Source organism: Roseomonas sp. SRI_022 (assembly GCF_057586215.1).
This window is the reverse complement of sequence record NZ_JBYCZL010000013.1, coordinates 77292-91830: the sequence shown is the minus strand read 5'-3', so window position 1 is coordinate 91830 and position 14539 is coordinate 77292. Positions and strand designations below refer to the sequence as shown.

Annotated in this window: 11 protein-coding genes; 9 read left to right on the top strand and 2 right to left on the bottom strand. The window is 69.3% G+C overall.

Annotation, left to right across the window (positions count from 1 at the left end):
• Positions 1-104: 104 nt before the first annotated feature.
• Both AC2YHJ_RS14890 and AC2YHJ_RS14885 read left to right on the top strand, forming a co-directional pair.
• On the top strand, positions 105-1457 hold the full coding sequence (locus tag AC2YHJ_RS14890; RefSeq protein ID WP_487396862.1) for an MFS transporter: 1353 nt from the start codon (positions 105-107) through the stop codon (positions 1455-1457).
• Positions 1458-1489: 32 nt separating this feature from the next.
• Positions 1490-2491 carry an alpha/beta fold hydrolase gene (locus AC2YHJ_RS14885; protein WP_487396861.1) on the top strand — a complete coding sequence of 334 codons (1002 nt, stop codon included), beginning with the start codon at positions 1490-1492 and terminating at the stop codon, positions 2489-2491.
• Here the strand turns inward: AC2YHJ_RS14885 and AC2YHJ_RS14880 are convergent.
• The gene (locus tag AC2YHJ_RS14880) at positions 2488-3648 is read right to left on the bottom strand and encodes an MFS transporter (RefSeq protein ID WP_487396860.1); all 1161 of its coding nucleotides are present in this window, start codon (positions 3646-3648) and stop codon (positions 2488-2490) included. The genes AC2YHJ_RS14885 and AC2YHJ_RS14880 overlap by 4 nt on opposite strands.
• 10 nt (positions 3649-3658) lie before the next feature.
• Positions 3659-4405, bottom strand: coding sequence for a dienelactone hydrolase family protein (locus AC2YHJ_RS14875; RefSeq protein ID WP_487396859.1), 747 nt, complete (start codon positions 4403-4405; stop codon positions 3659-3661).
• A 94-nt stretch (positions 4406-4499) separates the two neighbouring features.
• Here AC2YHJ_RS14875 and AC2YHJ_RS14870 point away from each other — a divergent pair, with 94 nt between their 5' ends.
• The 7 genes from AC2YHJ_RS14870 to AC2YHJ_RS14840 all read left to right on the top strand — a co-directional run bounded on the left by AC2YHJ_RS14870 (position 4500) and on the right by AC2YHJ_RS14840 (position 14536).
• A complete protein-coding gene (locus AC2YHJ_RS14870; RefSeq protein WP_487396858.1) occupies positions 4500-5090 on the top strand; it encodes a glutathione S-transferase N-terminal domain-containing protein in 591 nt (196 codons plus the stop codon).
• Positions 5091-5202: 112 nt separating this feature from the next.
• On the top strand, positions 5203-9114 hold the full coding sequence (locus tag AC2YHJ_RS14865; protein WP_487396857.1) for a hydantoinase B/oxoprolinase family protein: 3912 nt from the start codon (positions 5203-5205) through the stop codon (positions 9112-9114).
• Positions 9111-10703 (top strand): ABC transporter substrate-binding protein, encoded by a 1593-nt coding sequence (locus AC2YHJ_RS14860; RefSeq protein WP_487396856.1) that lies wholly within the window; start codon positions 9111-9113, stop codon positions 10701-10703. The genes AC2YHJ_RS14865 and AC2YHJ_RS14860 overlap by 4 nt, the downstream gene beginning before the upstream one ends.
• Positions 10700-11707 (top strand): ABC transporter permease, encoded by a 1008-nt coding sequence (locus AC2YHJ_RS14855; protein ID WP_487396855.1) that lies wholly within the window; start codon positions 10700-10702, stop codon positions 11705-11707. The genes AC2YHJ_RS14860 and AC2YHJ_RS14855 overlap by 4 nt, the downstream gene beginning before the upstream one ends.
• Positions 11707-12597 carry an ABC transporter permease gene (locus AC2YHJ_RS14850; RefSeq protein WP_487396854.1) on the top strand — a complete coding sequence of 297 codons (891 nt, stop codon included), beginning with the start codon at positions 11707-11709 and terminating at the stop codon, positions 12595-12597. Before AC2YHJ_RS14855 ends, AC2YHJ_RS14850 begins: the two co-directional genes overlap by 1 nt.
• A complete protein-coding gene (locus AC2YHJ_RS14845) occupies positions 12594-13580 on the top strand; it encodes an ABC transporter ATP-binding protein (protein ID WP_487396853.1) in 987 nt (328 codons plus the stop codon). The genes AC2YHJ_RS14850 and AC2YHJ_RS14845 overlap by 4 nt, the downstream gene beginning before the upstream one ends.
• On the top strand, positions 13577-14536 hold the full coding sequence (locus AC2YHJ_RS14840) for an ABC transporter ATP-binding protein (RefSeq protein ID WP_487396852.1): 960 nt from the start codon (positions 13577-13579) through the stop codon (positions 14534-14536). The genes AC2YHJ_RS14845 and AC2YHJ_RS14840 overlap by 4 nt, the downstream gene beginning before the upstream one ends.
• Positions 14537-14539 lie beyond the last annotated feature (3 nt).

The window sequence follows — 14539 nt, the reverse complement described above, 5'->3', positions numbered from 1 at the left end:
CGCTTGTGAAGGTCGCACAACGCTGTTGAGCAGCCCTGGTGCTGGGTGGGGTGCGCCGGTCCGTCGTATCGGCGATGCTGCGCGTCAGGACCAGGGGGATGCGCATGAACGGGCAGGGCCTGCTGCGGCTGGCGCCGATCGCGCTGGGCACGCTGATCGTGCCGCTCGACAGCGCGGTGAATGTCGCCTTCCCGGCGATCGCCGCCTCTTTCGGCCTGGCGGTGCCCGAGATCCAGTGGATCGTGATCTGCTACGTGCTGACCTATGGCAGCCTGATGCTGGCGGTCGGCCGGCTGGGCGACATCTTCGGCCATGCCCGCGTCTTCCGCTTCGGCCTGGCCTGGAGCGCGGTGGCCTATCTGCTGCTGACCGTCGTGCCGGGCTTCCATGCACTGCTGGCCTGCCGGGTGCTGCAAGGCATCGGCGCAGCGTTGGTGCTGGGCTGCGGCCCGGCGTTGGCGACCGGGCAGTTCCCTGAGGCGATGCGCGCCCGGGCACTCGCCGCCTATGCCGCGACGCTTGCCGCTGGTTCGACGATCGGGCCGCTGACCGGCGGCGTGCTGGTGGAAGCGTTTGGCTGGCAATCGGTTTATTGGTTCCGCGCGCCGATCGCGGTGGTGGCGCTGGTATTGTCCTGGCGGTTGCTCGCCGCACCGCGCGCCGCCTCGCGCGAGGCCTTCGACGCACCCGGCGCGGTGCTGCTGGTGGCAACGGTCGCGACACTGCTGCTGGCGCTGAACCGCGCGCCGACTCCCATGGCCATCGTCATCGCCCTGCTGGCGCCATCTTGCGGCATCGGTTTCGTTTGGCGCAGCCGGCAGGCGCCGCGACCGATCATCGATCTCGCCCTGTTCCGTCGTCCAGGCTTCGCGGCGTTGAACCTGTCGAATGCCGTGCTCGGCTTCGCGGGATTCTCCGTATTGCTGCTGGTGCCCTTCTACCTGGCGCGGATTGCGGGCCTGTCGGCTGCATTGCTCGGCTTGGTGCTCGCGACCGGGCCGGCAGGCGGCATGCTGGGCGCATGGCTCGGCGGGCCGGCCGTCATGCGTTTCGGTGCGCGCGCCGTGCTGATGGCGGGCGCGGTCGCGACCTCGGCCGGGCTGCTGGCGATCGCGCTGTGGGGTGTGGCGACATCGGCGGCGCTGCTGGTCGCGGCGCTGGTGCTGCAGGGGGTAGGCGTCGGCCTGTTCACCCTCGCCTATACCGACAGCGTGACGGCGATGATGAGGCGGGAGGATCGTGGCGTCGCCGGCAGTCTGACCACGCTGACGCGCACCTTGGGCGTGGTGGCGGCTGCCTCCCTGCTGACCTTGATCTTCGGCGCGACCGAGGCGGCACTGCTGGCCGAGGGACACCCGGCGACCGACGCCTTCCTCGACGCCTTCGCGCGCGGCTTCCTGCTCGCGGGGGTGCTGCCGCTCCTGGTGCTGCCCCTGTTGTTGCGTCAGCGCGACTGACGATAGGCTGCTCGCGACAGGAGGCGTGCAGGATGGATTGGCCGACGCAGGATGGTGTCTTCGATTTCGGCGACCTGCCCTTGCGCAAGGGCGGCACGCTGCCCGCCGCACGGGTTGTCTGGCGGACGCATGGCACGCTGTCCCCATCGCGCGACAACGTCATCGTCTATCCCACCAGCTACGGCGCGCAGCATCCCGACCTCGAATGGCTGATCGGGCCGGAGGGCGTGCTGGATCCGACGCGCTGGTTCATCGTCATCCCGAACATGTTCTGCAACGGGCTGTCGTCCTCGCCAAGCAACACCGCGCCCTGGCCGCGCCTGGTCACCGCCTGGGACAACGTCGCCGCGCAGCGCCGCCTGCTCACCGAGGTCTTCGGTGTTGATCGCGTCCATGCCGTCTATGGCTGGTCGATGGGTGCGCAGCAGGCGTATCACTGGGCCGCCGCCTTCCCGGACGCCGTGCAGCGCATCGTGGTCAATTGCGGCAGCGCGCGGACCAGCGTGCATAACCGTGTCTTCCTCAAGGGCATGATGGCCGCGCTGGAAGCGGCGCCGGAGTATGATGGAACGGCCCTGTTCTCCGCGCAGCCGATGGCCGCGCTGCGCGCCTTCGGGCGGCTTTATGCCGGCTGGGCCTTGAGCCAGGATTTTTACCGCGCTGGGCTACACCTGTCGGCGTTGAAGGCGCCCGACCTCGACACCTTCCTGCGCACGGATTGGGAGGAACGCTTCGCACGCCGCGCCGCGGCGGATTTGCTGGCTCAGATGCGCTGCTGGGATGCGGGGGACATCGCCGATGGTGGCGACCTCACCGCCGCGTTGCGTGCCATCACCGCGCGCGTGCTGCTGATGCCTTCCGAGACCGATCTGTATTTCCGCGTTGCCGACAATGCGGCGGAGCTGCCGCATCTGCGCCACGGCACGCTGGTGCCGATCCCCTCGATCTGGGGCCATCGCGCCGGTAACCCGGTGGCGAACGCGGAGGACACCGCCTTCATCCGGCGGGAGGTGCGCGCCTTTCTGGACGGCTAGCGGCCGCGGCGCCCGGTCAGCGCCAGCACAGCCGCGACCAGCGCCACCGCCATGGCGAAGGGGCCGAAACCCGCGAAACCGATCCCCGCCATGATCCAGCCGCCGAGCGAGGCGGCGCCGAGCCAGCCGAGGCTCGCGGCCGTCACATTCAACCCGAGCACGGTGCCGCGCACCTCCTCCGGCACATTGGCCAGCGCGGCCATCAGGCTTGGCCGCGCCATGGCGCTGCAGGTCGCATAGACGAAGCCCAACGCCACCGTGCCGGCCAGGCCGGGCGTCCAGGCGAACAGCGCCATGGCCGCGCTGCCCGATGCGATCATCGCCATCGCGAAGGTGCGCGAGCGGTCGGGCAGCCTGTCCGCCGCCTGGCCACCCAGGATGGTGCCGAGGATATTGCCCAGCGCCACGACAGCCAGCGGGATCGCGACGCCGGCCGGCGTCAGCCCGTAGGTCGTCTGCAGGAAGGTCGCAAAGTAGACGACCGTCAGCCCGTAGCAGACGCGTTCCGCCACGCCCATGGACAGCAGCCGCAAGACAGGCGGGGTCATTGCCCCACGCATGCTGGCTTGCTTCGTGGACGCGCCAGCCGCCGCGCCTTCCGCCGGCCGCAGCGTGGTCACGAACAGGCCGAGCGCTGCGAGCACCGCCACCCCTGCCACCACCTGATTCACGCCGCGCCAGCCGATGGAGGATCCGATCCAGGCCGCGAGCGGCACGCCGACCAGCAACGCGAAGGACTGTCCCGACATCACCCAGCCCAGCGCCCGGCCGCGTTGCCGGTCCACCGTGCGAGCCGACGCCTCCGTCATGATGACGCCGGTGAAGCCGCCGGCGCAGGCGCCCGACACCGTCGCCCAGAAGGCAACGCCGAGATAGCTCTGCGCCAGCGACAGGCAGACCAGCCCGGTCGCGAGACCGAGTGGCCCGCCGACCAGGAAGGGCCGCCGCCCCCAGCGATCCGACGCCGCCCCCGCGAACACCGAGGAGACGCCCCAGGCGATCGAGGTCACTGCCATCAGGTTCGCGACCAATGTCAGGCTGGCCGACAGGTCATGCGCCATGTCGAGCAGGAAGGGCGCACGCGTGGTGCCCGAGGATGAGGCGGCGAACATGCCGAGGCAGGCCGCCGCCAACAGCGCCCAAGGCATCGCAGGCATGGTGCTGGCCTCAACCCCCGCCCAGCCGCCGGCGATACAGCGCGATCAGCCTTTCCCAGTGCCGTTCCGCCGCGGGCTTGTCGTAGATCTTCCGCTCCGGGAAAGCGAAGCCGTGATGCACGGCGGGATGGATCTCCAGCTCGCCCGCCGCGCCGGAGGCGTCGAACAGCGCGCGCAGCTCCGCGACCATCGGCAGCGGTGCGAGTTCGTCATGCTCGGCACAGGAGATGTAGAGCTCGGCGCGGCCCGCACCGAGCGTCAGATGCGGGCTTTCCTGTGCATCGCTGACCAGCCAGGTGCCGTAGAAGGACGCCGCTGCGGCGATGCGGCCCGGATAGCGCGCGGCGGCGGCCAGCGCGTAGGGGCCGGACATGCAGTAGCCATGCACGCCGATCGGGCCGGGTGACGCGATGCCGGTGCGATCCAGGTAGGCGACCATGTCGGCGACGTCGCCCATCACCGGCGGAATGGTCATCTTCGTGCGGATGGCGCGCATGCGGTCGCGTTCTGGGTCGCCCATGACCAGCACACCGGGGCCGAACTTCGTGTCGCGGCCGGCGCGATAGTAGAGGTTCGGCAGCAGCACGCAGAAGCCCACCGTCGCGAGGCGACGGGCCATGTCGTAGAGCTCTTCACGGATGCCGGGCGCGTCCATCAGCATCAGCACGGCGGGGAAGGGGCCGCCGCGTTCGGGCCGCACGATGAAGGTCTCCATCGCGCCGTCGCGCGTCGGGATGTCCTCGATGGTTTCGATCATGCGGCGTCCTCCGTTCCGCGCAGGCTAGCCCCCGTCTGGACGGATGGCGATGGGCGGGGGACAGTCCCGCCATCCGCAACGGAGGAAATGCCGCATGAAGCTCACCATGTCGCCCGCCAGCCCCTATGTCCGCAAATGCCGGGCGCTTGCCATCAAGCGCGGCGTTGCGGACAAGATCGAGATGTGGACCATCGCGACGTCTTCCCCGGAACTCGCCGCGCTCAATCCACTGTCGAAGATCCCGACCTTCGTCACCGATGACGGCCAGGTGCTGTATGACAGCCCGGTGGTCTGCGAATACATCGACAGCCTGGGCGATGCGCCGCCCTGCATCCCGCCGTCGGGGCCGGCGCGCTGGCGTGCACTGACGCTCGCTGCCCTCGGCGACGGTATCCTGGACGCGACGCAGCCGCGCCGGCGTGAGATCGCGCTGCCGCAGGATGACGGCCGCAAGGAGTACATCGCGACCCAGCAGGGCAAGGTGACCCGCGCGCTGGATGCGCTCGAGAAGGAGGCGCTCGGCGACCTCGAGACGATCGGCGACATCACGGTGGCTTGCGCGCTGGGCTACCTCGATTTCCGCTATCCGAACGAACCGTGGCGTCCGGGTCATCCGAAGCTCACTGTGTGGTATGAACGTGTCGTGAAGCTGCCGCCGATGGCGCAGACCATGCCGCCGGCCTGATTTCGCACGCGGCGCGGGCATCGCCTGCCTTGTTCGCGGGCGCCCGCGCCGGTCTTGCTGCATGCCGGAAGCGCCGATAGCCTCCGGCCATTCTGCATGCAGCGAGGTTCCGGTGACGTCACCTTCCGGCCGCTACCGCCTCGGTTTCGATATCGGAGGCACTTTCACGGATTTCGTGCTGCTCGATGCCGCGACCGGTGGCATCACGCTGTACAAATGCCTGACCACGCCGGCCGATCCGGCAGAGGGCGCGCTGACCGGAATCCGTGCCATCACCGCGCAGGCCGGCATCGCGGTGGCAGACTTGTCCGAGGTGCTGCACGGCACCACGCTCGTGACCAATGCGCTGATCGAACGTCGCGGCGCGACCACCGGCCTGCTGACGACGCGCGGCTTCCGTGATGTGCTCGAGCTCGGCATCGAACAGCGCTACGACATCTACGACCTGTTCCTGAAATTTCCTGATCCGATCGTGCCGCGTCGCCGGCGCATCGAGATCACCGAACGCGTCACGCATGACGGGCAGACCATCGCGGCGCTCGATGCCGCGGAGGTGCGCGCGGCGGGTGCAAGGCTGGTCGCGGAAGGCTGCACCGCCATCGCCATCTGCTTCCTGCATGCCTATGCCAACCCGGCGCATGAACGCGCCGCCGCTGCGGTGCTGCGCGAGGCCTTCCCGCAACTTGCGATCAGCCTGTCGAGCGAGGTCGCGCCCGAGATCCGCGAATACGAACGCAGCGTGACCACCTGCGCCAATGCCTTCGTGCAACCGCTGATGGACCGCTATGTCGGCAAGCTGCTGCGGGAGCTCGATGCGCTCGGCTTCACCGGAACGCTGCGGCTGATGCAATCCGATGGCGGTTTGTGTGCGCCGGAGGTGGCGCGCGCCCTGCCGATCCGCCTGCTGGAATCCGGTCCGGCCGGGGGCGCCCTGGCGACGGTGCTGTTCGCTCGCGCGGCGGGGCTGCCCGATGCGCTCGCTTTCGACATGGGCGGCACCACCGCGAAGGCCTGCCTGATCGAACACGGCCGCGCGGAGGTCGCGCCGTTGATGGAGGCTGCGCGCGTCCATCGCTTCAAGCGCGGTTCCGGCCTGCCGATCCGCGCGCCGGTCGTGGATATGATCGAGATCGGCGCCGGTGGCGGGTCCATCGCCGGGGTGGATGAGACCGGGCTGATCAAGGTAGGGCCGCATTCCGCCGGCGCCGATCCTGGCCCCGCCTGCTACGGCCGCGGCGGGCAGAACGCGACGGTCACCGACGCCAACCTGCTGCTCGGCTACTACGATCCGGGCTTCTTCCTTGGCGGCACCATGTCGCTCGATCGCGCGGCGGCGGAGGCGGCGCTGGGACGGCTTGGCGCGGCACTCGGCCTGACCGCGATGGAAGCCGCCTGGGGCGTGCATGCCGTGGTGTGCGAGGCGATGGCCGGCGCGGCGCGGGTGCATCTGGTCGAGAAGGGCCGCGATCCGCGCAGCTATGCCATGGTCGCCTTTGGCGGCGCAGGGCCGGCGCATGCGGTGCGCGTCGCGCGCATCCTCGGCATTGGTGAGGTGCTGGTGCCGCCGGCCTCGGGTGCGGCATCGGCGCTCGGTTTCCTGGCGGCGCCGCTGGCCTTCGAGACGTCGCGCAGCCTGATCGCGCCGCTCGGTGCAACCGCTGATTTCCCGGCCATCACCGCCGCGCTGGATACGCTGGAAGCCGAGGCGCGGGAGAAGCTGCGCGCCGCGGGTGTCGCGGATGTCGTGATGCGGGTGGAACGCAGCGCCGAGATGCGCCTGATCGGCCAACTCCACCAGATCGCCGTCCCGTTGCCGGTTGGCGCGATCGAGGCCACGCGCCTGCCGGAGATCCGCGAGGCTTTTGTCGAGACCTATCAGCGCCTCTACACCCGCGTCGTCGAGGGTGCGGAGATCGAGCTGCTGTCGCTGCGCGTGCGCGTGCTGGGGCCGGAGCCGGAGATCACCGTCTCCGGCGCGGTCGGTGCGGCGGCGGGCGAGGGCGCGGCGCTGAAGGGCAGCCGCAAGGCCTGGTTCGATGGTGTCCACCACGATGCGCCCGTCTACGACCGGTATCGCCTGAAGCCTGGCGACCGTGTGCCTGGCCCCGCGATCGTCGAGGAGCGCGAGGCGACCACCGTCATCGCGCCGGGCGACACGCTGACCGTCGATGCCGTGCTGAACCTGCGCATCGCCGTCGGCGCCACCGCCAAGGCCGATGCGCTGGTCACGCCGGGCATGGCGCTGGAGGTCGCGAAAGCGCGCATCGAATCCGATCCGATCGGGCTCGAGATCATGTGGTCCCGGCTGATCTCGATCGTCGAGGAGATGTGGCAAACCGTCTGCCGCACCGCCTATTCCCTCATCATTGCCGAGGCGCAGGATTTCGCGAACGAGATCCTGGACCCTGAGGGCAATCCGCTGGCGCATTCGCCGCGTGCGATGCCGCTCTTCAACCTGACGCTCACCCGCTGCGTGAAGGCGCTGCTGGAACACTTCCCAGCCGAGTCGCTGCAGCCCGGCGACGTGCTGGTGACCAACGACCCCTGGCTCTGCGCCGGGCATCTGTTCGATATCGCGCTGGTGACGCCAGTCTTCCACCAGTGCCGCGTCGTCGCGCTGATGGGCACGGTGGGCCATGTCAGCGATATCGGCGGCGTGAAGGACCCGCTCGCGGCGCGCGAGATCTACGACGAAGGCTTCCAGATCCCGCCGATGAAGCTGTACGAGGCGGGCGTGCCGGACCGCTCGCTGTTCCGCCTGATGGCGCAGAACATCCGCAACAGCGACCAGGTGCTGGGCGATGTGGAATCCATGGTGACGGCCAATGCGCTTGGCGCCCAGCGGCTGGTCGCTTTCATGGAGGAATACGGGCTCCAGGATCTCACCGCGCTGGCCGCCGTGGTGCAGGGCCGCAGCGAGGCCGCGACGCGGGCGGCCATCCGCGCCGTGCCCGATGGTGTCTATGAAAGCGAGATCGAGAACCGCCCGCTCGGCGAGACACTGCGATACCGCGTGCGCGTGCACAAGCAGGGCGACACCATCCATGTCGAGCATGTGGAGGCGCCGCCCACCCTGCCGCGGGGCGGGCTCAACTGCACGATGAACGTCACGGCGGCGCATTCCTCCTATCCGCTGAAGTGCATGCTGACGCCCGGCGTGCGCGGCAATGCCGGCTGCTACGCGCCGATCAGCGTGGTCGCACCGGAAGGCTCGGCATTGAACTGCCAACCGCCGGCGGCGGTGGCCTATCGCACGCGGCTGTCCTGGTTCCTCGGGCCGAATCTCTATCGCGCCATGGCGCCGGCCATCCCGGACAAGGTGCAGGCCTTCACCGGCCTGCCGAAATCCTTCGGCTTCTACGGGCGCAACAAGCAGGGGCGCGTCGCATCCGACCACTTCTTCATGGGTGGCGGGCAGGGGGCTTCGTCCAAGGCCGATGGCAAGTCGGGGCTGCTGTTCCCGACCAGTGCCGCGAACACGCCGGTCGAGCTGCTGGAGTCCCGCATGCCCGTGTTGGTGATGGAAAAGGGCCTTGTCGCCGACACCGGTGGCCCGGGGCGGCAGCGCGGCGGCCTCGGCCAGCGCATGCGCGCTCGGCGTCTGGTGGGCGGCACCGAACCGATCATGGTCGGCCTTTATCCCGAAGGCGTCGGCCTGAAGCCGGAAGGGCTGTTCGGCGGGCATTCTGGCGCGCCGGGCCGCGGCGCGGTGAAGGGCCCGGACGATGCCTCGCAGCGCGATGTCGGCACCGGCGAGATGGTCGCGCTGTTCGACCCGCGCACCGAGATCGAGGGCCGCATCGCCGGGGGTTCTGGTTTCGGCCGGCCCTGGGACCGGTCGATCGAGGCGGTGCAGGCCGATCTCGACGATGATTACATCACGCCGGATGGCGCGGTGCGGGACTATGGTGTCGTGCTGGGCGCCGATGGGCGCATCGATCCCGTCGCCACCGCGCGGCGGCGGGCGGACGATGAGGACAGCGCGGACAGGGACATGGCGGCAACGACCGGGGATTCAACATGACCGATCATCCTTCTCGACGCGGCCTGCTGGCCGGGGCCGCGGCGCTCGGCTTTGCCGCGCCCGGCGTCTCCTGGGCCTTCGAGCGTGACGGCAGCCGCAAGGTGCTGGTCTTCTCCGGCAACCAGCAGGTACCGGTGCTGGACCCGCATGTGCGCTACGACTGGTCCACCCGCATGATCCAGCAGGGCGTCTATGACGCGCTGCTAAAATATGAAGGCGACCCACCGCGCATCGTGCCCTGGCTGGCTGAACGGCATGAGGTCTCGTCCGACGGGTTGACCTACACCTTCCACCTGGTCGGTAATGCGAAGTTCCACAACGGCGATCCAGTGGATGCCGAGGCGGTGCGCTTTTCCTTCGAGCGCGGCCTGCGCCTGAATGCCGGCATCGCCTGGATGCTGACGGACTTCCTGAAGCCCGAGAAGATCACCGCGGTGGATGCGCGCACCGTGCGCTTCACGTTGGAGCGCCCCTTCGCGCCGTTCATCTCCTATTTGCCGTGGTGGTACATCGTCAATCCGAAGCAGGTGATGGCGAACCAGGACGGCAACGACCTCGGCCGCAAATGGCTGACCGAGAACGGCGCCGGCTCCGGTCCCTTCAAGCTGCGCCGCTTCGACGGCAATGCGCTGATCCACCTCGATGCCGTGCCCGACTACTGGAAGGGCTGGCCGATGGCGGATGGGGAACGCGTCTCCGGCGTCATCTACCGCATCATCCGCGAGGCGGCACCGCGCAAGGCCGCGCTGCAGCGGCGCGAGGCCGACATCATCACCAACCTGACGCCCGACGACATCGAACAGCTCGGCCGCGTGCCGGGCGTGGTGGTGGAGAATCACAAGGGCTCGACCACCTTCGGCATCAAGTTCAACTGCCAGCAGGGGCCGACCGCCGACATCAACCTGCGCAAGGCGATCGCTTACGCCTTCGACTACGACAGCCTGCTCGCCATCCACAACGGCGCGGCGACGCTGATGACGAGCCCCTTCCCGGCATCGATGGCCGGGCACATCGACGTGCCGGGCATCCCGCGCAAGGATCTCGACAAGGCGCGCGACTTTCTGAAGCGGTCCGGCACGCCGAATGGTGGGATCGAATTGGAATATGTCCACGTCCAGGGGTTGGAGGATGCGCGGCGGATCGGCCTCGCGCTGCTCGACAGCCTGCGTGCGCTGGACATCCGGGTGAACATCGTCGGCCAGCCCTGGCCGACCATGACGAGCCGCGGGTCGAAGCCCGAGACGGCGCCGAACATGATGTCGATCTACGTCACGCCGGTCGGCACCGACCCGGATACCGTCGCCTATCAGTATCACCGCGCCTCCTGGGGCCTGTATTACGGTACGGCGCACTACGAGAACGCCGACGTGTCGCGCTGGATCGACGAGGCGCGCGGCGAGACGGACAATGCCAAGCGCATGGCGCTCTATGCGCGCATCCAGACCCAGATCGTCGCCGATCAGCCGGAGTTGTTCGGTATGGTGGCGAACCGGCTCTGGGCGCGGCGTGACTATGTGCGCGGCTTCGCCTTCTCGCCGGTACGCTTCACCGGGGAGATCGACCTCTACCCGCTCTGGGCCGTCGGTTGATCGGCTACGTCCTCCGTCGCATCGGCCTCGCGGGGCTGATGCTGTTCGGGCTGGTCTGCCTGACCTTCGTCATCGCCAATGTCGCGCCATCCGATCCAGCCGCGCTCGCGGCCGGGCCGGATGCGGGGCGGTCGCAGATCGAACAGGCGCGGCGGGACTACGGCCTCGACAAGCCGCTGCCCGAGCAGTTCCTGCGCTACCTGACCGACCTGGCGCAGGGGAATTTCGGGCGGTCCATCGCGACGGGGCGATCGGTCGGGACGGATCTCGCGCGGTATTTCCCGGCGACGCTGGAACTGGTGATCCTGGCGATGCTGCTGGGGGTGCTGCTCGGCGTGCCGCTCGGCGTGATCTCGGCACTGCGCAAGGACGGGCCGGTGGACCACGTGACGCGCATCTTCGCCGTGTCCGGCATCGCGCTGCCGCCTTTCTGGTTCGGGCTGCTGCTGCAATTGGCCTTCGCCACCTGGATGGGCCTGCTGCCGACGAGCGGGCGCCTGTCGGTCTTCATCGAACCACCCGAGCCCATCACCGGCCTGCTGTTGGTGGACAGCCTGCTGCGTGGCAACACCGCGCTGTTCACCGAGGCGTTGTCGCACATCATCCTGCCCGCCATCGTTCTGTCGCTGCCCTGCCTCGCCTCCATCCTGCGCGTGAACCGCAGCGAGATGGTCGAGGCGCTGCGCATGGACTACATCGTCGCCGCCCGCGCGCATGGCGTGACACCTTGGCGCATCGTGATGGTCCACGCGCTGAAGAACGCGATGCTGCCGACACTCGCCATCATCGGCCTGCGCTGGGGCTGGATGATGAGCAGCACCGTGTTGGTGGAGACCGTCTTCGACTGGCCGGGCATCGGCCTCTACGCCGTGTCGTCGGCCATCGCAGGGGATTTCAAGCCCGTAATGGGCGTCACCCTGATCGTCGGGCTGAACTTCATGGCGGCGAACCTGATCGTCGATCTTCTCTACGGCGTGCTCGATCCGCGCCTGCGGAGGGCCTGATGTCCGCCGCCGCCGAGGAAACCGTCGCTGCCCCGCCCCGCCGCCGCCTGCGTCTGGCGATGTGGCTGCTGACGCGGTCCTTCTCCTCCATGCTCGGCCTGTTTCTGGTGACGGTGATCGTGGCACTCGCGCTGCTTGGGCCCTGGATCGTGCCTTACCCGGAGCATGTGCAGGGCGCGATCGATCTCGCAAACAAGCTGCAGCCACCGTCGATGGCGCATTGGCTCGGCACGGATGAGGTCGGCAACGACATCCTCACCCGCGTGATCATCGGGGCGCGCATCTCCCTGCTGGTGGGCATCGGCATCACCGTCGCGGCCGCGGTGATCGGCGTGCCGCTCGGCATCCTCGCCGGCCTCGCGGGCGGGCGGCTGCGCGAAGTGATCATGCGCTTCACCGACCTGTTCCTGTCCGTCCCCGGCCTGGTGCTGGCGATCGCGCTGGTGGCCGCGCTTGGCCCCGGCATTGTCAACGCGATGATCGCGCTGATCCTGGTCTGGTGGCCGGGTTATGTGCGCCTTGCCGAATCCAAGGCGCTGTCGATCCGCGAGGAGCCTTTCATCGAGGCCGCTCGCGTCGCCGGCGCATCGCGCGCACGCATCCTGCGCCGCCACGTCCTGCCCAACAGCATCTCCCCGCTGATCGTGAAGATGTCGATGGATATCGGCCAGGCGATCCTCGCCGTCGCCTCGCTTGGTTTCATTGGCCTTGGGGCCAAGCCGCCGACGCCCGAATGGGGCGCGATGATCTCCGTCGCGCGCGGCTACCTGCCGGATTGGTGGTGGTACGCCATGGCGCCGGGCGTGTTCATCTACTTGGCCGTGCTCGGCTTCAACCTGCTGGGGGACGGCTTGCGCGACATCCTCGACCCGCGGAGCAACCGCGGGTGAGCGCGCTGCTGGAAATCCAGGACTATCGGCTCGCCTTCGACACCTTCGACGGCACGGCGCAGGTCCTGGACGGCATCGACCTGACGCTGGAAGCCGGCGCGACGCTCGGCATCGTAGGGGAGACAGGCTGCGGCAAATCGGTGCTGGCGCGCAGCCTGCTCGGCCTCAATCCGTCACCGCCGGCGCGCGTGGTCAGCGGCGCCATCCGCTTCCGCGAGGATGACATCCTGCGCTTGCCCGAGCGCGGCATGCGCCGGCTGCGCGGGCGTGCCATCGCGATGATCTTCCAGGACCCGGCCTCCTATCTGAACCCGCTGCTCGCCATCGGCACGCAGATGGAGGATGCGATCCGCGGCCAGGACGCCGCGGCGGGCGCGTCCAAGCGGTCCCGCGCGGCGGCGCGGGCGCGGGCGGAGGAATTGCTGGCTGCCGTGGGGCTGCCGGAACCGGCGCGGCTGCTCGACAGCCATCCGCACATGCTCTCAGGTGGGATGCGTCAGCGGGTGCTGATCGCCATGGCGCTCGCCGGCGATCCGGCGCTGCTGGTGGCGGATGAACCGACCACCGCGCTGGACGTCACGGTGCAGGCGCAGGTGCTGGCGTTGATCGCGCGGCTGGTCGCCGAACGCGGCCTGGCGCTGATGCTGATCAGCCACGACCTCGGCGTTGTTGCGGCATCCTGCGCGCGCGTCGCGGTGATGTATGCCGGCACGGTGGTCGAGGAAGCGCCGACCGCCGAACTGCTCGACCGCCCCCTGCACCCCTATGCGCGCGGGCTGATCGCCGCGGTGCCGGATCTCGACCGGCCGGAACATCGCCCGCAGGGCATCGCCGGCAGCATTCCGGGATTGATCACGCCGCCATCGGGCTGCCGCTTCCATCCGCGCTGCCCGGCCGCCACGGATCGCTGTCGGCAGGAGAAGCCGCTGAAGCGCGAGATCCTGCCCGGCCGCACCGTCGCCTGCCATCACGCCAGCCCATGACGGAACCGCTGCTCCGCGCCGAGGGCCTGTCGCGGACCTTCGAGGGCCGCCGCCGGATGTTCCGCGACACGCCTCAGGTGCGCGCGGTGGCGGAACTCGACCTCGTGCTCGATCGGGGTGCGGCGCTCGGCATCGTGGGGGAAAGCGGCTGCGGCAAATCGACGCTGGCACGTCTGCTGCTGCGGCTGATTCCGCCGAGCGCCGGACGTATCACCTTCGACGGTCAGGACATCACCGCGCTGGATGAAGCCGCCATGCGTCCGCTGCGGCGGCGCATGCAACTGATCCACCAGAATCCCTCCGCCGCGCTGGACCCGCGCATGACGGCCGAGGACGCCGTCGCCGAACCGCTGCGTATCCATGGCGTCGTCTCGGGCCGCGCGTTGCGTGACCGCATCGCCGGGTTGCTGGCCGAGGTCGGCCTGCCGCCCGCCTTCCTGCACCGGTTCCCGCATGAACTCTCCGGCGGGCAGAAGCAGCGCGTCTGCATAGCCCGCGCGCTGGCGCTGGAACCGGACCTGCTGGTGCTGGACGAACCGACTTCCGCGCTCGACGTTTCGGTGCAGGCGCAGATCCTCGATGTGCTGGATGCGCTGCGGACGCGGCGCGGGCTCGCCTATCTGTTCATCAGCCACAACCTAGCGGTGGTGCGCCAGGTTTGTGAACGCGTGGCGGTGATGTATCTCGGCCGCATCGTCGAGGAAGGCAGCGCGGCAGAGGTGCTGGGCGCGCCGCGCCATCCCTATGCGCGTGCGCTGCTGGCGTCCGTGCCGCGGCTGGAGGTGCATGGCGCGCCGCCTTCCGTGCCGGGGGAGCCGCCCAACCCGGCCGCGCCACCGGCGGGCTGCGCCTTCCATCCGCGTTGCATCCTGGCGGTGGAGGCATGCCGCACGGCGATGCCGCCGCTGGTGACGCTCGGTGACGGGCATCGGCTGCGCTGCCCGCGCGTGGGGTGACCG

What these genes read in the sequence shown, in the direction of transcription:
- AC2YHJ_RS14890 (WP_487396862.1), top strand. Translation starts at nt 105, where the DNA reads ATGAACGGGCAGGGCCTGCTGCGGCTGGCGCCGATCGCGCTGGGCACG.
- AC2YHJ_RS14885 (WP_487396861.1), top strand. Translation starts at nt 1,490, where the DNA reads ATGGATTGGCCGACGCAGGATGGTGTCTTCGATTTCGGCGACCTGCCC.
- AC2YHJ_RS14880 (WP_487396860.1), bottom strand. Translation starts at nt 3,648, where the DNA reads ATGCCTGCGATGCCTTGGGCGCTGTTGGCGGCGGCCTGCCTCGGCATG.
- AC2YHJ_RS14875 (WP_487396859.1), bottom strand. Translation starts at nt 4,405, where the DNA reads ATGATCGAAACCATCGAGGACATCCCGACGCGCGACGGCGCGATGGAG.
- AC2YHJ_RS14870 (WP_487396858.1), top strand. Translation starts at nt 4,500, where the DNA reads ATGAAGCTCACCATGTCGCCCGCCAGCCCCTATGTCCGCAAATGCCGG.
- AC2YHJ_RS14860 (WP_487396856.1), top strand. Translation starts at nt 9,111, where the DNA reads ATGACCGATCATCCTTCTCGACGCGGCCTGCTGGCCGGGGCCGCGGCG.
- AC2YHJ_RS14850 (WP_487396854.1), top strand. Translation starts at nt 11,707, where the DNA reads ATGTCCGCCGCCGCCGAGGAAACCGTCGCTGCCCCGCCCCGCCGCCGC.
- AC2YHJ_RS14840 (WP_487396852.1), top strand. Translation starts at nt 13,577, where the DNA reads ATGACGGAACCGCTGCTCCGCGCCGAGGGCCTGTCGCGGACCTTCGAG.